General features: G+C 70.3%; 22 protein-coding genes. 4 read left to right on the forward strand and 18 right to left on the reverse strand.

Features of this window, described 5'->3' with window-relative positions:
* Positions 1-56: 56 nt before the first annotated feature.
* Positions 57-986, reverse strand: a complete 930-nt coding sequence (locus BWI15_RS12895) for a helix-turn-helix transcriptional regulator (protein ID WP_077014541.1) — start codon at positions 984-986, stop codon at positions 57-59.
* A 92-nt stretch (positions 987-1,078) separates the two neighbouring features.
* Between BWI15_RS12895 and BWI15_RS12900 the strand changes: the two genes are divergently transcribed.
* Genes BWI15_RS12900 through BWI15_RS12910 form a run of 3 tightly spaced genes read left to right on the forward strand, consistent with a single transcriptional unit; the run spans position 1,079 to position 3,641 of the window.
* Positions 1,079-2,059 (forward strand): ABC transporter ATP-binding protein, encoded by a 981-nt coding sequence (locus BWI15_RS12900; RefSeq protein ID WP_237771254.1) that lies wholly within the window; start codon positions 1,079-1,081, stop codon positions 2,057-2,059.
* Complete coding sequence (locus tag BWI15_RS12905; protein WP_237771255.1) at positions 2,056-2,859, forward strand: ABC transporter permease; 804 nt, start codon at positions 2,056-2,058, stop codon at positions 2,857-2,859. The genes BWI15_RS12900 and BWI15_RS12905 overlap by 4 nt, the downstream gene beginning before the upstream one ends.
* Positions 2,856-3,641: an ABC transporter permease gene (locus tag BWI15_RS12910; RefSeq protein WP_077014542.1), complete on the forward strand. Its 786-nt coding sequence runs from the start codon at positions 2,856-2,858 to the stop codon at positions 3,639-3,641. Before BWI15_RS12905 ends, BWI15_RS12910 begins: the two co-directional genes overlap by 4 nt.
* Before the next feature lie 20 nt (positions 3,642-3,661).
* Here BWI15_RS12910 and BWI15_RS12915 read toward each other — a convergent pair whose 3' ends face one another.
* Positions 3,662-4,639: a hypothetical protein gene (locus BWI15_RS12915; RefSeq protein WP_143465540.1), complete on the reverse strand. Its 978-nt coding sequence runs from the start codon at positions 4,637-4,639 to the stop codon at positions 3,662-3,664.
* Between the two features lie 96 nt (positions 4,640-4,735).
* Entirely contained in the window at positions 4,736-5,671 is a 936-nt protein-coding gene (locus BWI15_RS12920) for a helix-turn-helix transcriptional regulator (protein ID WP_077014544.1), read from the reverse strand.
* Positions 5,672-5,755: 84 nt separating this feature from the next.
* On the opposite strand from BWI15_RS12920, the gene BWI15_RS12925 reads away from it, so the two are divergent.
* The gene (locus BWI15_RS12925; RefSeq protein WP_077014545.1) at positions 5,756-6,169 is read left to right on the forward strand and encodes a VOC family protein; all 414 of its coding nucleotides are present in this window, start codon (positions 5,756-5,758) and stop codon (positions 6,167-6,169) included.
* Between the two features lie 55 nt (positions 6,170-6,224).
* Here the strand turns inward: BWI15_RS12925 and coaBC are convergent, their stop codons facing one another.
* The 15 genes from coaBC to pyrR form a co-directional block, all read right to left on the reverse strand.
* Complete coding sequence (gene coaBC, locus BWI15_RS12930; RefSeq protein WP_237771256.1) at positions 6,225-7,583, reverse strand: bifunctional phosphopantothenoylcysteine decarboxylase/phosphopantothenate--cysteine ligase CoaBC; 1,359 nt, start codon at positions 7,581-7,583, stop codon at positions 6,225-6,227.
* Positions 7,584-7,593: 10 nt separating this feature from the next.
* On the reverse strand, positions 7,594-7,908 hold the full coding sequence (gene rpoZ / locus BWI15_RS12935) for a DNA-directed RNA polymerase subunit omega (RefSeq protein WP_012921921.1): 315 nt from the start codon (positions 7,906-7,908) through the stop codon (positions 7,594-7,596).
* A 2-nt stretch (positions 7,909-7,910) separates the two neighbouring features.
* Positions 7,911-8,471 carry a guanylate kinase gene (gene gmk, locus BWI15_RS12940; RefSeq protein ID WP_077014884.1) on the reverse strand — a complete coding sequence of 187 codons (561 nt, stop codon included), beginning with the start codon at positions 8,469-8,471 and terminating at the stop codon, positions 7,911-7,913.
* Between the two features lie 230 nt (positions 8,472-8,701).
* Positions 8,702-9,016, reverse strand: a complete 315-nt coding sequence (gene mihF, locus BWI15_RS12945) for an integration host factor, actinobacterial type (protein ID WP_077014546.1) — start codon at positions 9,014-9,016, stop codon at positions 8,702-8,704.
* 61 nt (positions 9,017-9,077) lie between these two features.
* Positions 9,078-9,449, reverse strand: a complete 372-nt coding sequence (locus tag BWI15_RS12950) for a hypothetical protein (protein ID WP_077014547.1) — start codon at positions 9,447-9,449, stop codon at positions 9,078-9,080.
* Between the two features lie 83 nt (positions 9,450-9,532).
* Positions 9,533-9,901, reverse strand: a complete 369-nt coding sequence (locus BWI15_RS12955) for a hypothetical protein (RefSeq protein WP_077014548.1) — start codon at positions 9,899-9,901, stop codon at positions 9,533-9,535.
* Between the two features lie 140 nt (positions 9,902-10,041).
* A complete protein-coding gene (locus tag BWI15_RS12960; protein WP_077014549.1) occupies positions 10,042-10,467 on the reverse strand; it encodes a hypothetical protein in 426 nt (141 codons plus the stop codon).
* Positions 10,467-11,324 carry an orotidine-5'-phosphate decarboxylase gene (gene pyrF / locus BWI15_RS12965; RefSeq protein WP_237771257.1) on the reverse strand — a complete coding sequence of 286 codons (858 nt, stop codon included), beginning with the start codon at positions 11,322-11,324 and terminating at the stop codon, positions 10,467-10,469. The genes BWI15_RS12960 and pyrF overlap by 1 nt, the downstream gene beginning before the upstream one ends.
* A complete protein-coding gene (locus BWI15_RS12970; RefSeq protein ID WP_077014551.1) occupies positions 11,321-12,442 on the reverse strand; it encodes a quinone-dependent dihydroorotate dehydrogenase in 1,122 nt (373 codons plus the stop codon). The genes pyrF and BWI15_RS12970 overlap by 4 nt, the downstream gene beginning before the upstream one ends.
* Positions 12,439-15,747 (reverse strand): carbamoyl-phosphate synthase large subunit, encoded by a 3,309-nt coding sequence (carB, locus tag BWI15_RS12975; RefSeq protein ID WP_077014552.1) that lies wholly within the window; start codon positions 15,745-15,747, stop codon positions 12,439-12,441. Before carB ends, BWI15_RS12970 begins: the two co-directional genes overlap by 4 nt.
* Positions 15,747-16,868, reverse strand: a complete 1,122-nt coding sequence (gene carA, locus BWI15_RS12980) for a glutamine-hydrolyzing carbamoyl-phosphate synthase small subunit (RefSeq protein ID WP_077014553.1) — start codon at positions 16,866-16,868, stop codon at positions 15,747-15,749. The genes carB and carA overlap by 1 nt, the downstream gene beginning before the upstream one ends.
* Positions 16,865-17,356, reverse strand: coding sequence for a PH-like domain-containing protein (locus BWI15_RS12985; protein ID WP_077014554.1), 492 nt, complete (start codon positions 17,354-17,356; stop codon positions 16,865-16,867). The genes carA and BWI15_RS12985 overlap by 4 nt, the downstream gene beginning before the upstream one ends.
* Positions 17,353-18,663, reverse strand: coding sequence for a dihydroorotase (locus tag BWI15_RS12990; RefSeq protein WP_077014555.1), 1,311 nt, complete (start codon positions 18,661-18,663; stop codon positions 17,353-17,355). The genes BWI15_RS12985 and BWI15_RS12990 overlap by 4 nt, the downstream gene beginning before the upstream one ends.
* Positions 18,660-19,604, reverse strand: a complete 945-nt coding sequence (locus tag BWI15_RS12995; RefSeq protein WP_202817629.1) for an aspartate carbamoyltransferase catalytic subunit — start codon at positions 19,602-19,604, stop codon at positions 18,660-18,662. Before BWI15_RS12995 ends, BWI15_RS12990 begins: the two co-directional genes overlap by 4 nt.
* On the reverse strand, positions 19,604-20,251 hold the full coding sequence (pyrR, locus tag BWI15_RS13000; RefSeq protein WP_077014557.1) for a bifunctional pyr operon transcriptional regulator/uracil phosphoribosyltransferase PyrR: 648 nt from the start codon (positions 20,249-20,251) through the stop codon (positions 19,604-19,606). The genes BWI15_RS12995 and pyrR overlap by 1 nt, the downstream gene beginning before the upstream one ends.
* Between the last annotated feature and the right edge of the window lie 15 nt (positions 20,252-20,266).

Consider the following 20,266-nt stretch of genomic DNA (forward strand, 5'->3'; position numbering starts at 1 on the left):
CGCCAGACAACTGACATGCAATATATTGCACATCGCCACCATCGTCCAGTCAGGTCTCAGGAGTGAGCGTCCGCCACCGCGCCAGCGGCCAAGCGCACCCGCTCGACAAGTTCCGTCGGCGCCATGACCACCGCGGCACCACCCTGAGCCAGTACCGCCGCACAAGCTTCCTCGGCATTCTCAAGATCCGTCTCCACCACAAACCACCCGTCCCCGTCGGCGAGCACCGGAGCCGTCGCCCGGAACCGCCGCAACGCACCCTCCCGCGCCCGCACGACGATCGGGTACGACGGCATCGACTCCCGGAACAACCGCTGGGCCTCCGCCCAGTACTTCGGCAGCTCGAACCCGCTCGGCCGCGTGAACCCCTCGTCGGTCAGCAGCGCCGAACCCACCCGACCCAACCGGTACGTGCGCAGCGCGCCGTCCGGCCGAGCCGCGACGAGGTACCAGGTCCGGGACTTCGCGACCAGCCCGAGCGGCGCGACGATGAACGGCTCGGCCGGGTTCCGATACGTGATGGCGATCCGCCGCTCCTCCCAGATGGCCTGCCGGCACAGGTCGAGCCAGCGCGGCACCTCCCGGCGGTCCTCCCAGCCGGCGTGGTCGATCAGCAGCCGCTGACGCGCGAACTCCGCGTCCCGCCGGGCCGGCTCGGGCAGCGCCGCGATCAGCTTGGCGATCGCCTGGTCGCTCGACGCGTCGAGGCCGAGATCGGCGAGCACGTGCGCGGTCGCGGTCACGAACACCGACATCACCTCGGACGGCGTGAGCCCGGTGAGCCGAGTCCGGTAGTCGGGAAGCAGCGTCCAGCCGCCGCCCCGGCCGCGTACCGAGTAGACCGGCACGCCGGCCAGGCTCAGCGCATCGAGATCGCGCTGAACCGTCCGCGGCGAGACCTCCAGGTGCCGGGCGAGTTGGGCGACCGTCGCCTGGCCGTGGGTCTGCAGGTACAGCAGGAGCCGGAGCAATCGTTCGGCACGCATGCCTCGACTATTCCAGGAAAACAAGCCAGCCGATGACGTGTTTTCCTCCTACGGTCGCCCGGACAGCAATCGACCTGGTGGGAGACGTTCTGGTGACAGCCGTCGTGGTGGAAGACCTGTGCATGACATACCGGGCGCCGGTGCGCGAATCGGGGTGGAAGGCGACGCTGGGCTCGGTGTTCAACCGGCAGTACCGCGACGTCCCCGCCGTACAGCACGTCTCGTTCGCCCTGCGCCCTGGCGAGGTGGTCGGTTTCATCGGTCCGAACGGCGCCGGCAAGACGACCACGATGAAGATCCTCTCCGGGTTGCTGCACGCCACCTCCGGACAGGTCCGGGTGCTCGGCCACTCCCCCTGGCAGCGCCGCTCGGACTTCCTGCGCCGCATCGCCTTCATTCGCGGCAGCCAACCGGTGGGCGGCTCCCAGGAACTCACCGTGCTCGACACCCTGCGGTACCAGCGGCTGCTGTACGAAGTGCCGCCGGCCGAGTTCCAGCAGAACCTCGACGAACTGACCGCCTTGCTCGAACTCGGCGAACTGCTCCCCCGCCAACTGAGAGCCCTGAGCCTTGGCGAGAAGATGCGGGCCGGACTGGCCCTGTCGCTGGTCTACCGGCCGGAGGTGATGTTCCTCGACGAGCCGACCCTCGGCCTGGACGTCACCGGCGCGACCACGATGCGCCGCTTCGTCGCCCAGTACGCCGAACGCACCGGCGCGACCGTGCTGCTGACCAGTCACTACATGGCGGACGTCGCGACGCTGTGCCCACGACTCGTGCTGATCGACAAGGGCAGGATCCAGTACGACGGGAAGCTCGACGAGCTCGCCGCGAAGCTCTCGCCGTACAAGCTCGTCCGGCTGACCGCGCCCGGCGCCGACGAGCGGCGGCTGCGCGAGGCCGGTGAGCTGGTCGAGTCCTCGGACGGGACCTGGGTGCTGCGCGTCCCCCGCGCGGACGTCGCCCGGACCACCGCCCGGCTGCTCACCGAACTGGACGTCGCGGACCTCTCGGTCGAGGAAGCTCCGCTGGAAGCGGTCATCGACCAGGCGTACCGGGAGGGCGTCGGGTGAGCGCTCTCTCGCTGGGATCTCACCGGCCCGGTCGGCTGCTGAGCTTGATCGCCCTGCGAATCCGCCGGGAGGTGCTCGAGTGGTCCGGCACCTGGTGGTTCCTGCTCACGTTGGTCGTCCAGGCCGCCCTTGGACCGCTGATCGGAATGTTCGTCTGGTCGGCGGTCTATCCCGCCGACTCCTACGTCGCGACGTACTACGTGACGCTGCTGCTGGTCACGGTGATGACGGAGTCGTTCGAGCAGCACACGTTCTCGGAGAAGATCTACGACGGAACGATCAGCCACGACCTGCTCCGGCCGCAGCCGGTGGTCGTCGACGTGATCGGCGCCAACCTCGCCATCCGGATTTGGCTGACCGCGATGGGTATTCCGCTGGCACTGCTGGCCGGGTGGGCGTTCGGCGTCTCGCTGAGTTGGGCCTCGGTGCTGGTGGCCGTGCCGCTCGTCGTACTGGGTGGGGTGCTGAGGTTCTGCTGGGTCTTCCTGCTGTCCCTCACCGCTTTCTGGACCGAACGGGTGCACGCGATCGCCGGATTCGGCTGGACGCTGACCTCGTTGCTCGGCGGCACGATCGCGCCGCTGGCGTTCCTCCCGGGACCGCTGCGCGACGTCGGCCAGCTCCTGCCGTTCTACCCGATGCTCGGACTGCCGGCGGACGTCGCCGCAGGCCGCGTCCACGGCCTGGCTCCGGTGCTGACCGGCATCGCGATGCAGGGAGTGTGGATCGCGGTATTCGCCGTCTGCGCCGTCCTGCTGTGGCGCGCCGGCATCCGTCGCTACACGGTGGTGGGCGCATGACGCTGCTCAAACTGTTCGCCGCCGGATTCGGCAGGTCCCTGCGGGCGACCCTGACGTTTCGGGTCAACCTGCTGTTCGACATCGGCCTGTCGGTGATCGGGCTGGTCGCCAGCCTCGCGACGGTGTTCATCGTGTACGCGCGCACCGACTCCCTGGCCGGCTGGACCGAAGCCGAGACCTACGTGCTGATCGGGACCTTCCAGGTGCTCAGCAGCCTGAAGTCCACCTTCATCGATCCGAACCTGGCATGGTTCCCGGACAACGCCATCCGCCGCGGCATGCTCGACACGTTCCTGCTGCAGCCCGCGCCGACGCTCTTCCTGGCCAGCTTGGCGCGCTCGACTCCGCTGTCGCTGGTCCAGCTCGTGCTCGGCCTCGGCGTCATCACGCTCGGGATCGTCGATCACGGGCAGCCCCCGGAGCCCGCGGCGGTGCTGGCCTGGATTATCACCCTGGCCGGTGCGCTGGCCGTCACCTGGGCGATGGGCGTACTGCTCGCCTGCCTTGCCTTCTGGGCGCCGCGCCTGCAGCTCGACGTCTTCTACGCCTCGGCCTGGCAGCTGGGCGGCTACCCGACCGACATCTACCGGCGGCCGCTCCGCCTGGTCCTCACGTATCTGTTCCCCCTCACCCTGATCGCCACGGTCCCGACGAGCACCTTGCTCGACGGACCGCGTGTCCTGGTCCTGGTGTCGACCGTGGCCGGAGCCACGGTCAGCTGCCTTCTCGCGGTCGGATGCTGGCGCCTCGGCCTTCGGCGCTACACCGGGGCGACGTCCTGAGGCCCGGTGCAGCGGCGGTGTCAGCGGTGGACCGTCAGCGTGAACTCCTTGGCGTACGGCTGAACTCCCATGCGACCCTCCGGCTCGGTTCCGTCGTTCCAGACTCGCAGTTGGTGGACGCCGCGACTGGTCGGGCGGTAGGTCAGGCGATAACGGCCGTCGGTGCCTGCTGTGACCGTGGCGGTGACCTTGGTCCACTCGGAGTCGACCAGACGCTCGATCCAGACCGGAACGGCTCCGGGCGCGACGCTGCCGGTGACAGCGACGCGTTGGCCGACGGCCGGCGTACGGTCGCTGACGGCGACACTCACCAGACCGTGGACCTGGGTGTAGTTCGAGCTGCCGCTGCGCAACCACTGGTCGTCGCCGGCGAAGATCGCCACGCCGGAGAAGCTGCTGTAGATCGGAACGGTCAACGCATACGCACCATCGGCGTCCGTGACCGTCGGCACGTCCGGATGACCGTCGACGCCGTTGCCCGTCCTGATCGCGAGATCTCTTCCCGCGAGGCGTTGCCAGCCGTCGGCCGCGGTCCAGCCTTCGAGGTAGCCCGACACCGCGACTTTGTCGCCGTAGCCGACGGTCGACGCGGGAGCGGTCGAGGTGATGCGCGTTGGGTCGAGTACGCGCAGCAGGTACGGCGCGGCCGGCTGGAAGGTCCGGGTCTGGGCCGGGCCGCCGTTCTGGTCCAAGACGGTGAACGACGACAGGTACCAGTCACCGGCGTCGGTGCCCAGCGGCAGCTCGAACATCGCTTCGCCGAAAGCAAGCTGCTCACCGGTGCCGACCTTGGTGAGAGTCCCGTTGGACGGGCAGCCCGGGCTGGGGTCGATGCGCCCAGTCAGGACCGACGCCTCAGGCGTCTGCTGGTACGCGTACACATCGACGATGGTGGGGAATGGACAGGTCGGGGCGGCCGCCGCCGGCCCAGCTGGTAGCAGCACCGCGGCCAGCGGAAGGAAGACGGCGAGGAGCCGTCGCGGAAAAGAGCACCTCATGGTGGACCTCCTGGTCTCACCACTGTCGATGCGCAGCCACACCCCGATGTTGCGCCGACGGCATGGCGGGCTAGTGCCAGCGCGTGGCGGCAGAGTTCAGCGATTCGCCCACGTAGCAAGGCGGCTCGCGAGGTCGGCGACGCGCTGTCGCAGCTCGTCCGGCGCCTCGATCACGAACGGCAGGTCGAGGCCGGCCAGCACCGCGGGCACCCAATCGAGCGATTCGGCGCGGAGCTCGACGCGCACTTCGTCCCCGAGCGCGGTGACGACGGCCAGCCCGAGCGGGAGGCGCCGCTGAACGTCGTCGACCGTGCCGCTCACCCGGACCGACACCCGGTGGGTCCACGGCGCCGTGGCCAATGACTCCAGTACGGCGTGCGCCGGGTCGTCGTCCGGAATCGGTCCGGTCGTTGCCGTGAGCATCGATACCGCGGCGATCCGGTCGAGCCGGAAACTGCGGCCGGCGGTGGCGACGTACCAGCGCCCGGCGTGCGCGACCACGCCGTACGGCGCGATGGTGCGGGTGCTTCGTCGTCCGTGGCGATCGGTGTAGTCGAGCTCGACCGCCAGCCGGTTGCGCGCGGCCTCGGCGATGGTGAGCAGGACGCCGGTGTCGGTGGGGGTCGAGGGCCGTGGCGGAGCCGTGAACGACGACGTGGCGAGCAGCGCGCCGAGCTTGTCGGCCAACCGGGCGGGAAGCACCCGGCGAAGCTTCGCCAGCGCGGTTTCCGACGCGGTCGACTCCGGCACCAGTCCGGCACGGCTGCCCAACACGAGCCCGATCGCGAGCGCGACTGCTTCGTCGTCGGTGAGCATCAGCGGCGGCATCCGGTAGCCCGGCCCCAAGCGGTAGCCGCCGTACCGGCCGCGGACGGATCGGACGGGGATGCCGAGCTCGGTCAGGTGCTCGGCGTACCGGCGGACGGTGCGTTCGTCGACTCCGAGCCGGTCGGCGAGGTCCGCGACGCGACGGGTGCCGCCGGCCTGGAGCAGCTCCAGCAAAGCCAGCACCCGGGAGGTCGGCCTGGTCATGCTCCAGAATCTCACGGATACAGGGCGGAGTCTGTCCGGTATTGGTCCTAGCCTCGGGGCGATCACCACTCACCGAGGAGAATCATGACGATCTTCGCTTCCGTCCGCATCGTGACCGACGACGTCGACCGACTGACCGCGTTCTACGAAACCGTCACCGGTCTCACCGCGCGCCGGCCGGCACCGGTCTTCGCCGAGCTGCCGACCAGCGCCGGGTTGCTCGCAATCTCCAGCAGCCGGCTGACGGACTCCCTGTACGGCGAGGAGGTCGTGCGCGCCGGGGCCAACCGCACGGTCCTGCTCGAGTTCCTGGTGCCGGACGTCGACGCGGAGTTCGACCGGTTGCGTGACCTGGAATTCGTCCAGGAGCCGACGACGATGCCGTGGGGCAACCGGTCGGCACTGCTCCGCGATCCGGACGGCAACTTGGTCAACCTGTTCGCCCCGGTGACCGAGGAGGCGGCAGCCCGTCGCGCGGAGCAGTCTCCGGGTCGGTGAATGCGCTGAGGCGTCGACCAGCCGGCACGACCTGAGCCGCCCGCAGCCTCGGCGCTCAGTGCCAGTGCGTGGCGACCAGGTTCCAGATGACGCCGGCCAGGGCGTCCTTGCTGCCGGACGGAACCGGCATCGCGTTGCCGTCGCGGTCGAGGATGACCGCCTCGTTGATGTCGCTGCCGAAGACCTTGCCGCCGGAGACGTCGTTGACCACCAGCAGATCGCAGCCCTTGCGTTCGAGCTTGGCGCGGCCCAGGTCGAGCACCGAGTGGTCGGCGTCGCCGGTCTCGGCGGCGAAGCCGACGATCACCTGGCCGGAGCGCCGACGGTCGTGCGAGACGGTGGCGAGGATGTCCGGGTTCTGGATCAGGCTGACCGCGGGAACGGCGCCGTCCTCGGTCTTCTTGATCTTGTGCTCGGCGACGTCGGCGGGACGGAAGTCCGCGGGGGCGGCGGCCATCACGATCGCGTCGGCGTCTGCGGCCCGGCCGGTGATCTCGTCGTACAGGTCTCGGGTCGAGGTCACCGGAACCACCTGCACGCCGGCCGGGTCGGGAAGCTCGGAGTTCGCGGCGACCAGGGTGACCTTCGCGCCGCGGGCGGCCGCGATCCGGGCCAGGGCGTAGCCCTGCTTGCCGGACGAGGAGTTGCCGAGGTAGCGGACCGGGTCGAGGTGCTCGCGGGTGCCGCCCGCGCTGATCAGCACGTGCTTGCCGGTCAGATCCGCGACCGACTGGCCGGCCGCGCGGGCGGCGGAGTCGGCGAGCATCAGCTGACTGATCGCGAAGATCTCGGACGGCTCGGGCAGCCGGCCGCGGCCGGTGTCGGCGCCGGTCAGGCGGCCCACGGCGGGGTCGAGCACGGTGATGCCGCGCGAGCGCAGCGTCGCGACGTTCGCCTGGGTGGCCGGGTGCTCCCACATTTCGGTGTGCATCGCGGCGGCGAACAGGATCGGGCAGCGCGCGGTGAGCAGCGTGTTGGTGAGCAGGTCGTCGGCGAGCCCGTGCGCGGCCTTGGCGATCAGGTTGGCCGTGGCGGGAGCGACGACGACGAGGTCGGCGCCCTTCCCGATCCGCACGTGCGGAACTTCCTGCACGTTGTCGAACGGGTCGGCCGTGACCGGCTGCCCGGACAGCGCCGCCCAGGTCGCGGCCCCGACGAACTCCAGCGCGGCCGCGGTCGGTACGACGCGCACGCTGTGGCCCGACTCGGTCAGGCGGCGGAGCAGGTCACACACCTTGTACGCCGCGATGCCGCCGCCGACACCGAGTACGACGGACGGCTTCTTCGCCGGCTGGACCGGCCCGTTCGGCAGGTCGCTCTGCTCGGCGGGCACGCCAGAAGCCCCGGTGACTTGCTGCGCCCGGTCGGGCGTGTCGTCACCAGGGCCGTGGGGTGTGCCCCCGGTCGCGTTCATCGACGCGGAACTACTCGGCGGCGGACTTCTCAGCAGCGGCGGCAGCAGCCTCCGCCTCGGCTTCGGGGTCGATGTCGGTGCAGGTCAGCACGCCGTCGTTGATCTCGCGCATCGCGATCGACAGCGGCTTCTCCTGGACGTGGGTCTCGACCAGCGGACCGACGTACTCCAGCAGGCCTTCGCCGAGCTGGGAGTAGTAGGCGTTGATCTGCCGCGCCCGCTTGGCCGAGTACAGCACGAGCTTGTACTTGGAGTCGGTGTGGGTGAGCAGGTCGTCGATCGGCGGGGAGGTGATGCCGATCGCGACAGGCTGGTTGCCAGACAAGTTCAGCTCTTTCCAGAGATGTTGGGTGATCGAATCAACTTTACCAACTGATCGGCCGCGTCCCGAACCGAGGCGTTCACGATCGTCACGTCGAACTCCTTCTCGGCCGCCAGTTCGAGCACCGCGGTCTCCAGCCGGCGCTCCCGCTCCTCGGGCGTTTCGGTGCCGCGACCGACCAGGCGGCGGACCAGTTCGTCCCAGCTCGGCGGGGCCAGGAAGACGAAATGCGCCTCCGGCATCGTCTCGCGGACCTGGCGGGCGCCCTGCAGGTCGATCTCCAGCAGCGCCGGACGGCCCTCGGCGAGCTTGTCCAGCACCGGCTGCTTCGGCGTTCCGTACCGGGCGGCCTTGTGAACGACGGCCCACTCCAGCAGCTCGCCGTCGGCGATCATCCGGTCGAACTCCTCGTCGGAGACGAACAGATAGTGCACGCCGTGCTCCTCACCCGGCCGCGCCTTGCGGGTGGTCGCCGAGACCGAGATCCAGACGTCGGGGAACCGCTCGCGGATCTCGGCCGCCACGGTCCCCTTGCCGACCGCCGTCGGTCCGGCCAGCACCGTCAGCCGAGCCTCGCCGGGAACCTCACCACTGCCCGTCGGGACAGTGCCACTGCCCGCAAGGGCAGCCGCGGGCGCACTCCCGCCGCCCGCCCCAGGCGTGGCGGCGGAGGCGACCTCACCGGACGCCGGCGCGGCGGGCTTCGGCTGCTCGTCGGCTGCCGGGGTGTCGTTGGGCCTGTCCATGGTCATCTTCACACCAGTGTCCAACGAAGCAGCGAGGACTTCGGTCCGGCTCACTCGGAGAATTCGCGGATCAGTGCGGCGATCTGGTTCGACCCCAGGCCGCGCACCCGGCGAGTCTCCGAGATGCCCGCGCGCTCCATGATCTGCTGCGCGCGCACCTTGCCGACGCCGGGAATGCACTGCAGCAGCGCGCTCACCCGCATCTTGCCGATCACCTCGTTCGTCTGCCCCTCGTGCAGTACCTCGGTGGGCGACGCTCCGGAGTGCCGGATCCGGTTCTTGATCTCCGCACGCTCACGCCGTGCGGCCGCGGCCTTGTCCAGAGCAGCCGCGCGCTGCTCCGGGGTCAAAGATGGAAGTGGCACCGTGTTTCACCTGTCCCGTTGTGTGGCTTCGCAGGTGAACCTAACACGGCACCCGGCAGCCTCAGCCCAGTGCCGGGACGTCGACTTTGCACGAGTCCTTGGCATGTGACGCGATCGTCGAGTACGCCGTGGTGACCGAGCCGGTCTCCTTGCTCAGCCGAGCCAGCTCGACACGATCCGTGCCCGCCTTCTGCGCCTTCTCGGCGAACGCGACCACCGCGGCCCAGTCGTCCTTCACCTCGGCCGGAGCGCTGTCGCGCAGCTCGCGGGCGTCGTCCAGGATCTTCGGGTAGTCGGCCGGGTTGGTCGGGTCGACCTCGGCCGCGGAGGCGACGTAGCCGGCCAGGTCGACGCAGTAGGCCTGCTCCTCGGTGCAGGCGGTCAGGCCGGCGGCGGTGGCCAGCATCGCCGCGGTCATCACAACGGTGCGCATCGTTCGAGACGTCCTCTGGGGTGGTGGACAGTGTTGGCCACGACGCTACCGGCCGTGACCAACACATCAGGAACCGATCCTTTTCAGCCCTCGATCGTCACCTTGCAGGTGTCCTTGGCCTGCTTGGCGATCGCCTCCGAGGCCGCCGCGATCTTCGTCCCGTCGGCCTTGGCCAGCTCCTGCAGCTTGGCCGTGTCGCCCTTGGCGTCCTTGGCCTTCTCGGCGTAGTCGAGCACGGTCTTCCAGTCGTCCTTCAGGTCGTCCGGCGCCGACTTCGACAGCTTGTTCGCCTCGCCGCGCATCTTGTCCACCGCCTCGGTGTCCTTGATGTCGAGGTTCTTGACCGCCTCGGCGTAGTTCTGCAGTTCGGAGCAGTAGTCGCCGCCCGAGCACGCCGTCAGTACCCCGGCGCTCATCGTCACTACCGCCGCCAGGGCTGCCACCTTGCGCATCGTGTTCCTCACTGTCGCTCGCGGGCGGCCCGTCGCCACCCGTCGGCACAACAGTTCCGAACACCGGGGTCAACAGCGCGCACGGCACGCCGTGAACAACGTCGCACGCGCCGGCCGGAACCAGGCCGCGAGGTGACGCGTCAGGCAGTCTCGCCCGAGCCGGAGCCCGCGCAGTTCTGCTGGCCGTCGGCCGCGATCGCCTGCAGCGCCTGGCTGGTCGCCGGGTCGATCGACGCGTTGAGCTCCTGCAGCTTGGCCTGGTCGCCACCGGTCGCCCGGATCTGCTCCAGGTACTTCACCAGCAGGCCCCACTGGTCCCGCAGGCCGTCCGGCGCCGTCTTCGACAGCGTGGTGCCGTCGGAGATCAGCCGGTCGAGCTGCGCGCTGTCGGTCGGGTCCTGGAACGCGTTCAGCTGACCGACGTACGTCTGCAGCCCGGTGCAGTACTGCTCCTTGCTGCTCGGCGCGGCGGCCATCGGCCCGATCAGCGCCGTCGCGCCCATCGCGAGCGCGACCAGCAGGGCCACACCGGCCGCGACCTTCCGGGTCCGGCCCTCGGCGGCCATCAGTAGCCCAGGACGGTGCGGTAGGCGTCGTTGGCGCGCGCGGCGGCGTCCTGCAGCGACCCGGCGTCCGGACCGGCTCCCAGGATCTCCCGCGAGCTCGACGGTACGACGTTGCGCACCGCCGTCCCGAACACGTCGACCAGACTCTCGGCCGTCGCGCCCTGCGCGCCGAGCCCCGGCGCGAGCAGCGGTCCGCGGATGTCCAGGTCCTCGTCCGTCTTCGCGATCGTCGCCCCGACCACCGCGCCGAACGACCCCAGGTCGTCCGCGTCGGCGTTCAGCGCCCGCAGACCGTCCAGTACGGCGCCCGCCACGGTCGGCCCGTCGGCGGTCCGCGCGGACTGGAACTGCGGTCCCTCCGGGTTGGAGGTGAGCGCCAGCACGAACAGCCCGGCGCCCGACTCGCGCGCCAGGTCGATCGCCGGCTGCAGCGAGCCGAACCCGAGGTACGGGCTGACGGTCAGCGCGTCGCAGGCCAGCGGCGCCTTCTCCGCCAGGTACGCCGCGGCGTATCCGGCCATCGTGGTGCCGATGTCGCCGCGCTTGGCGTCGATGATCACCAGCGCGCCGGCCTCGCGGAGCCGGAGCGTGGCCTGCTCCAGGACGGCGATGCCGGCCGAGCCGAACCGCTCGAAGAACGCCGACTGCGGCTTGAACACGGCCACCCGGTCGGCCAGCGCGTCCACCACGCCGTACGTGAAGGAGGCCAGGCCCTCGGGCGTGTCCGGCAGCCCCCAGGAGTCGAGCAGGTGGGCGTGCGGGTCGATCCCGACGCAGAGCGGGCCGCGTGCGTCCATCGCCGCTCGCAGGCGCGTCCCGAAGGGCTGGTTGCTCATGGTCAGATCACGCTCTCTCATGAAGGGTTCCTCGAGGCCAGCACCCGGTTGGTCCGCCGGACCAGGCCGGGGCCGCGGTAGATGAGACCGGTGTAGATCTGGACCAGGCTCGCACCCGCGTCCAAAAGCCGGCCGGCGTCGTCCGGGTCGAGCACTCCGCCGACGCCGATGATCGGCAGCGCTCCCCCGGTCTCGGCGTGGATGTGGGCGACGGTCTTGGCCGAGATCTCGGTCAGCGGCCGGCCGGACAGGCCGCCCGTCTCCGCGGCCACCGCCTGGTCGGCCGGGGCGATGCCCGGGCGGCCGATCGTGGTGTTGGTGGCGATGATCCCGGCGACGCCGACGTCGGTGCAGACGCCGAGCAGTTCGTCGATCGCGGCCTCGGTGAGGTCGGGTGCGATCTTGACCAGGATGGGTTTGGGCTGCGGGCCCGCCACGCCCGGCCCGGCCTCGCCGGTCGACGAGGACGCGGCGGCTTCACCGGCCCCGGACAGCGAGCCGGCCTCGGCGCGCAGCGCGGTGAGCAGCTCACGCAGGTGTCCGGCGTCCTGCAGCGACCGCAGCCCCGGGGTGTTCGGCGAGCTGACGTTCACCGCGAAGTAGTCGCCGAAGCGGTAGAGCCGGCGCAGCGAGGTGACGTAGTCCTCGACCGCCTCCTCCAGCGGCGTGACCTTCGACTTGCCGATCGAGATCCCCAGCGGGTACCCCAGCTCGCCGTACGCCGAAAGCCGCTCGGCCAGTGCGGCCGAGCCGAGGTTGTTGAACCCCATCCGGTTGATCACGGCCTCGCTCTGGACCAGCCGGAACAGCCGCGGCTTCTCGTTGCCCGGCTGCGGGTGCGCGGTCACCGTGCCGACCTCGACGAACCCGAAGCCGAGCGCCCGCCAGGCCGGCAGGGCGATCCCGTTCTTGTCCATCCCGGCGGCCAGCCCGACCGGGCTCGGGAACCGCACCCCGAACACCGTCCGGGCCAGCGAGCCCGGCAGCGCGCCGTACGTACGCGAGAGAGCGCTCACCGCGCCCGGCACCCGACTCAGCCGCCGCAACCCGTGCAGCGTCTGCTCGTGCGCCACCTCGGCGTCACCCCGGCCCAGCCGGTACAGGACCGGCCGGACCAGGGATTCGTACGCCGTACTCACTGCTGACCGCGGATCCGCGACACCCAGTCCTGCAGCGACCGCACTCCGATGTCACCGGCCCGCTGCGCCTCGATGCCCTGCACCGCGGCGGCCAGGCCCTGCACGGTGGTGATGCACGGGATGTTGCGCGCCACCGCCGCACTGCGGATCTCGTAGCCGTCGATCCGCGGCGACCCGCCCTGGGTCATCCCGATCGGGGTGTTGACGATCAGGTTCAGCTCGCCGTCCTGGACCATCTGGACGATCGTCGGCTCACCGTTCGGGCCGGGGCCCTGGCTGCTCTTGCGCACGGTGACCGCCTCGACGCCGTTACGCCGCAGCACCTCGGCGGTGCCCTGCGTCGCGTAGATCTGGAAGCCCAGGTCGGCCAGCCGCTTGACCGGGAAGATCATGTGCCGCTTGTCGCGGTTGGCGACCGACACGAAGACCTTGCCCTCGCCTGGCAGTGGCTGCGACGCCCCGGCCTGCGACTTCGCGAACGCCGTACCGAAGGTGTCGTCGATGCCCATCACCTCGCCGGTCGAGCGCATCTCCGGCCCGAGCAGCGTGTCGACCGAGCCGCCGTCGATGGTCCGGAACCGGTTGAACGGCATCACCGCTTCCTTGACCGCGATCGGCGTCGACGGCGGCAGCGTGCCCCCGTCGCCCTGCGCCGGCAGCATGCCCTCGGCCCGCAGCTCGGCGATCGTGGCGCCGAGCATCACCCGCGCGGCCGCCTTGGCCAGCGGGGTCGCGGTGGCCTTCGACACGAACGGTACGGTCCGCGACGCCCGCGGGTTGGCCTCCAGGACGTACAGCACGTCCCCGGCCAGCGCGTACTGCACGTTCAGCAGCCCGCGCACCCCGACGCCGCGCGCGATCGCCTCGGTCGACTGCCGGATCTTCTCGATGTCGGCGTTGCCGAGCGTGATCGGCGGCAGCGCGCAGGACGAGTCGCCGGAGTGCACACCCGCCTCCTCGATGTGCTCCATCACGCCGCCGAGGAACAACTGCTCGCCGTCGAACAGCCCGTCGACGTCGATCTCGACCGCGTCGTCGAGGAACCGGTCGATCAGGACCGGGTGCTCCCACGCGTTCGCCCCGCCGCTGAGCCGCTCCAGCGCGGCGGTCAGCTCGGCGTCGCTGTAGACGATCTCCATGCCGCGTCCACCGAGCACGTACGACGGCCGGACCAGCACCGGGAAGCCGATCTCCTCGGCCACCGTGTGCGCTTCCGCGGCCGACAGCGCCGTGCCGTGCTTCGGGGCGGGCAGGTTGGCGTCGGCCAGCACCTTGCCGAACGCGCCGCGCTCCTCGGCCAGGTGGATCGCCTCGGGCGACGTCCCGACGATCGGCACCCCGGCGTCGGCCAGCCGCTGGGCCAGGCCGAGCGGGGTCTGGCCGCCGAGCTGCACGATCACGCCCGCGACCGGGCCCGCCTGCATCTCGGCGTACACGATCTCCAGGACGTCCTCGGCGGTGAGCGGCTCGAAGTACAGCCGGTCGGAGGTGTCGTAGTCGGTGGAGACCGTCTCGGGGTTGCAGTTCACCATCACCGTGCAGTAGCCGGCGTCGCGCAGCGCCATCGACGCGTGCACGCAGGAGTAGTCGAACTCGATGCCCTGGCCGATCCGGTTCGGGCCCGAGCCCAGGATCAAAACGGCCGGGGTCTCCCGCGGCGCGACCTCGGTCTCCTCGTCGTACGAGGAGTAGTGGTACGGCGTGGTGGCGGCGAATTCGGCCGCGCAGGTGTCGACGGTCTTGTAGACCGGCCGGATCCCCAGCGCCTGCCGGACGCCGCGGACGACGTCCTCGGAGAGGTCACGGATCTCGGCCAGCTGCAGGTCGGAGAAGCCGTGCCGCTTGGCCAGCCGGAGGATGTCCGGGGTCAGCCGGGGCGCGGCCGCGACCTGCAGCGCGGTCTCGTGGATCAGGTACAGCTGGTCGACGAACCACGGGTCGATCTTGGTCGCGTCGTTGATCTGCTCCGGCGTCGCACCGGCGCGGATCGCGTCCATGATCGTGCGCAGCCGGCCGTCGTGCGGCGTCTTGATCCGCTCCAGCAGCGGCTCGAGTTCGGTGGCCGGCGAACCGGCCCAGGAGAACCGGGCCTCCGGCTTCTCCAGCGAGCGCAGCGCCTTCTGCAGCGCCTCGGTGTAGTTGCGGCCGATCGCCATCGCCTCGCCGACGCTCTTCATGTGCGTGGTCAGCGTCGCGTCGGCGGCCGGGAACTTCTCGAACGCGAACCGCGGCACCTTCACCACCACGTAGTCCAGCGTCGGCTCGAAGCTGGCCGGGGTCTGCTGGGTGATGTCGTTCGGGATCTCGTCCAGGGTGTAGCCGATCGCGACCTTGGCGGCGATCTTGGCGATCGGGAAGCCGGTCGCCTTGGAGGCCAGCGCGGACGAGCGCGAGACCCGCGGGTTCATCTCGATCACGATCAGCCGGCCGTCGGCCGGGTTCACCGCGAACTGGATGTTGCAACCGCCGGTGTCGACCCCGACCTCGCGGATGATGCCGATCGCCAGGTCGCGCATGGTCTGGTACTCGCGGTCGGTCAGCGTCATCGCCGGGGCGACGGTGACCGAATCTCCGGTGTGCACGCCCATCGGGTCGACGTTCTCGATCGAGCAGATGATCACGACGTTGTCGGCCTTGTCGCGCATCACCTCCAGCTCGTACTCCTTCCAGCCGAGGATCGACTCCTCGATCAGCACCTCGGTGGTCGGGCTGGCGGTCAGGCCGGCGCCGGCGATCCGGCGCAGGTCGTGCTCGTCGTGGGCCATGCCCGAGCCGACGCCGCCCATCGTGAACGACGGCCGGACGACCAGCGGGTAGCCGAGTTCGGCGGCCGCGCCGAGCACGTCGTCCATCGAGTGGCAGATCACCGAGCGGGCCACCTCGGCGCCCAGCTTCTCGACGATGCCCTTGAACGACTGCCGGTTCTCACCGCGCTGGATGGCGTCCACCGACGCGCCGATCAGCTCGACGCCGTACTTGTCCAGCACACCGCTCTCGTGCAGCGAGATCGCCGCGTTCAGCGCGGTCTGGCCGCCGAGCGTGGCGAGCAGGACGTTCGGGCGCTCCTTCTCGATCACCTTCTCGACGAACTCCGGGGTGATCGGCTCGACGTAGGTGGCGTCGGCGAACTCCGGGTCGGTCATGATCGTGGCGGGGTTGGAGTTGACCAGGATGACCCGGAACCCCTCCTCCTTGAGCACCCGGCAGGCCTGGGTGCCGGAGTAGTCGAACTCGCAGGCCTGGCCGATCACGATCGGGCCGGACCCGATCACCAGCACCGATTCGATGTCTGTACGGCGGGGCATCAGTTACGACCTTCCATCAGTTCCACGAAGCGATCGAACAGGTACGCCGAGTCGTGCGGGCCGGCCGCCGCCTCGGGGTGGTACTGCACGGAGAACGCCAGTACCCGTCCATCGGTACCGGTCAACCTCAACCCCTCGACCACGTTGTCGTTGAGCGAGACGTGACTGACCTCGGCGGTCCCGTACGGCGTCTGGACGGTCTCCTCGATCGGAGCGTCGACCGCGAAGCCGTGGTTCTGCGAGGTGATCTCGACCTTGCCGGTGACCCGGTCGAGCACCGGCTGGTTGATGCCGCGGTGGCCGTACTTGAGCTTGAACGTGCCCAGCCCGAGCGCCCGGCCGAAGACCTGGTTGCCGAAGCAGATGCCGAAGTACGGCTTGCCGCGCTGGAGCAGCTCCTTGAGCAGCGTGGTCGGGTGCTCGGTGGTCTCCGGGTCGCCCGGGCCGTTGCTCATGAAGATGCCGTCCGGGTTGACCGCGAGCACCTGCTCCAGCGTCGCGGTGGCCGGCAGCACGTGCACCTCGATGCCGCGCTCGGCCATCCGCTTCGGGGTCATCGTCTTGATGCCGAGGTCGAGGGCGACCACGGTGAACCGCTTCTCCCCCTGCGCCGGCACGACGTACGGCTCGAAGGTGGTGACCTCGGAGGCGAGGTCGGCGCCGGCCATCGGCGGCTGCTCGAGCACCTTCTTCAGCAGCTCGGCCGGGTCCAGCGTCTCGGTCGAGATGCCGGCCCGCATCGCGCCGCGCTCCCGCAGGTGGCGGGTCAGCGCCCGGGTGTCGATCCCGGAGATGCCGACGACGCCCTGCGCGGTCAGCTGCTCGTCGAGCGAGCGGGTGGCGCGCCAGTTCGAGGAGACGCGGGCGGGGTCGCGCACGACGTACCCGGCGACCCAGATCTTCTGTGACTCGTCGTCCTCGTCGTTGACGCCGGTGTTGCCGATGTGCGGCGCGGTCTGGGTGACGATCTGGCGGTGGTACGACGGGTCGGTCAGGGTCTCCTGGTAACCGGTCATCCCGGTGGTGAAGACCGCCTCGCCGAAGGTCTCACCGGTCGCTCCGTACGACGTACCCGCGAACGCGCGGCCGTCCTCGAGGACCAGCAGTGCGTTCTGGCTCATTTCTCGGCTCCGATCAGGGTGGTGATGGATGCGGTCAGGGCAGGGGTGTCGGCCTTGTGCCGTGGGCGGAACCCGGTGTCCAGGTCCCGGCCGTCGTGCTGCCAGGTGACCACGACGAGTCCGGACCGGTCGGCGGTCACCTTGCCGGCGATGCCCTGGTCGGTCCGTACGCCGGTCAGCTGCCCGACCGGGATGAACACGTCCGCCGCGCCCTGGCGGTGGAAGATCAGACCGGCCGGGGAGACGGCCAGGTCGGCGTTGCTGCGGACACCGAGCTCGTGCACGGCGATCCGGTCCAGCCAGTCGCCCGCGGTCGTGGTCGCGACGTACACGCCCTCGACGCCCGCGGTCTTGTCGTCAGCCGGCGCGACCGGCAGCGGCGCGAGGTCGGCCTGGCGGGCCTTGCGGTTCCGCCAGCCGCGCAGCATGCCGTAGTAGGCGACGGCGATCACCAGCAGCGTGCCGGCGATTCCCAGGGCGGTTCTCACTTGGCCGCCTTTCCTTCCAATACAGCCAGTCCGTCCAGGACGGTCGGTGTCCCGCGCAGGAAGGTCGCGACCACCCGCCCCGGCAGTGTCATTCCTTCGAACGGCGTGTTGCGCGACAGCGACGTGCTCTCCGCCGGTACGACGGTGCGCTGCGCGGCCGGGTCGACCAGCGTCAGGTTCGCCGGGGTGCCGGCCTCGAGCGGCCGGCCGTGGTCGCCGATCTGCCCGATCGCGGCCGGGCGGTAGCTCATCCGGTCGGCCAGGTCGGCCCAGGTCATCAGCCCGGTGTCGATCATCGAGTGCTGGACGACGCTCAGCGCGGTCTCCAGCCCGGTCATGCCGAACGCGGCCGCGCTCCACTCGCAGTCCTTGTCCTCGACCGGGTGCGGCGCGTGGTCGGTGGCGACGATGTCGATCGTGCCGTCGGCCAGGCCTTCGCGGACCGCCTCGACGTCGGCCTTGGTCCGCAGCGGCGGGTTCACCTTGTAGACCGGGTTGTACGACGCGGCCAGGTCCTCGGTGAGCAGCAGGTGGTGCGGCGTGACCTCGGCCGTCACCTCCAGCCCGCGGTTCTTCGCCGCGCGGACGATCTCCACCGAGCCCTTGGTGGACAGGTGGCAGATGTGCAGCTTGGACCCGACGTGCGCGTTCAGCAGGATGTCGCGGGCGATGATCGACTCCTCGGCCACGCTCGGCCAGCCGGTCAGCCCGAGCACCCCGGACAGGGCGCCCTCGTTCATCTGCGCGCCCTTGGTCAGTCGCGGCTCCTGCGCGTGCTGGGCGATCACGCCGCCGAAGGCCTTCACGTACTCCAGGGCGCGGCGCATCAGCGCGGCGTCCCAGACGCAGTCGCCGTCGTCGGAGAAGACCCGAACCCGAGCCGCGGAGTCCGCCATCGCGCCGAGCTCGGCCAGCTGCGTCCCCTGGCGGCCGACGGTGACCGCGCCGATCGGGAACACGTCGGCGTACCCGCTCTCGCGACCGAGGCGCCAGACCTGCTCGACCACACCGGCGGTGTCGGCGCACGGATCGGTGTTGGCCATCGCGAAGACCGCGGTGAACCCGCCGACCGCGGCGGCGCGGGTGCCGGTCAGCACGGTCTCGGCGTCCTCGCGGCCGGGCTCGCGCAGGTGGGTGTGCAGGTCGACCAGGCCGGGCAGGGCGATCAGCCCGGTCGCGTCGATCGTCTCGGTGTCCTGGGGCGAGTCGAGGTTGGTGCCGACAGCAACGATCTCGCCGTTGTCCAGCAGGATGTCCGCGACCTCACCGCCGACGATCTTCGCTCCGGTGATCAGGTACGCGGTCATGCGACGGGCTCCTCGTTCGTGGTTTCGTTCGTTCCTGACAGCAGCAGATAAAGGACGGCCATCCGGATCGCCACGCCGTTGGTGACCTGCTCGACGATCACCGAGCGGGTCGAGTCGGCGACCTCGGCGCTGATCTCCATGCCGCGGTTCATCGGGCCGGGGTGCAGCACGATCGCCTCGTCCGGCAGCTGCGCCATCCGGTGCACGTCCAGGCCGTAGCGCCGGGTGTATTCCCGGGCGCTGGGGAAGAACGCCTCGCCCATCCGCTCGCGCTGGACCCGCAGCATCATCACCGCGTCACTCTTGGGCAGCGTGGCGTCCAGGTCGTACGACGTCGCGCACGGCCAGCTGGTCATGTCGACCGGCAGCAGCGTCGGCGGCGCCACCACCGTGACGTCGGCGCCGAGCGTGGACAGCAGCAGCACGTTCGACCGGGCCACCCGGGAGTGCAGGACGTCGCCGACGATCGTGATCCGGCGGCCCTCCAGCGAGCCGAGGTGGCGGCGCATCGTGAACGCGTCGAGCAGCGCCTGGGTCGGGTGCTCGTGGGTGCCGTCACCGGCGTTCACGACCGAGCCGTTGAGCCAGCCGGAGGTGGCCAGCAGGTGTGGCGCGCCGGACGAGCCGTGCCGGCAGACGACGCCGTCGGCGCCCATCGCCTGCAGGGTCAGCGCGGTGTCCTTGAGGCTCTCGCCCTTGCTCACGCTGGAGCCCTTGGCGGAGAAGTTGATCACGTCGGCGGACAGCCGCTTGGCGGCCGCCTCGAACGAGATCCGGGTCCGGGTGGAGTCCTCGAAGAACAGGTTCACCACCGTGCGCCCGCGCAGCGCGGGCAGCTTCTTGATCGGCCGGTCCGCCAGCGAGCGCATCTCCTCGGCGGTGTCCAGGATCAGGTGGGCGTCGTCGCGGGACAGATCCCCCGCGCTGAGCAGGTGTCGCATCACGCCTTCACTCCCGTCGGGGCGGTGGAGCCGGCGGTCGGCGTACCCGACTTGTCGCCGGGCTTGCGGGCCGGCTTGTCGGCGATCACGACGGCGTCGGCCTCGTCGTACTCGGTCAGGTGGACCGTGACCCGCTCGACCAGCGAGGTCGGCAGGTTCTTCCCGACGTAGTCGGCGCGGATCGGCAGCTCGCGGTGACCGCGGTCGACCAGGACCGCCAACTGGACCGCCTTGGGCCGGCCGATGTCGCCGATCGCGTCCAGCGCGGCGCGGATCGTCCGGCCGGAGAACAGCACGTCGTCGACGAGCACGACCACCTTGCCGTCGATACCGCCCGGCGGGATGTCGGTGTGCTCGAGCGCGCGAGCCGGCTTCAGGCCGATGTCGTCGCGGTACATCGTCACATCGAGTGACCCTGTGGGCACACTGCGCCCCTCCACGGCCGCGATCCGGTCGCGGATCCGGGCCGCCAGACCGACGCCACGGGTCGGAATGCCGAGCAGGACGACGGGGTCGGCGCCCCGGTTGCGCTCGAGGATCTCGTGCGCGATCCGGGTCAATGCCCGGGATATGTCGGATGCATCAAGAACTGTGCGCGGCGCTGCGTGCGAGTCGGGCGACTCGTGCGTCGTCGGGGCAGGGTTCATCGCAACCGTTCCTCC

This window comes from Kribbella sp. ALI-6-A (assembly GCF_001984195.1).
GTDB lineage: Bacteria > Actinomycetota > Actinomycetes > Propionibacteriales > Kribbellaceae > Kribbella.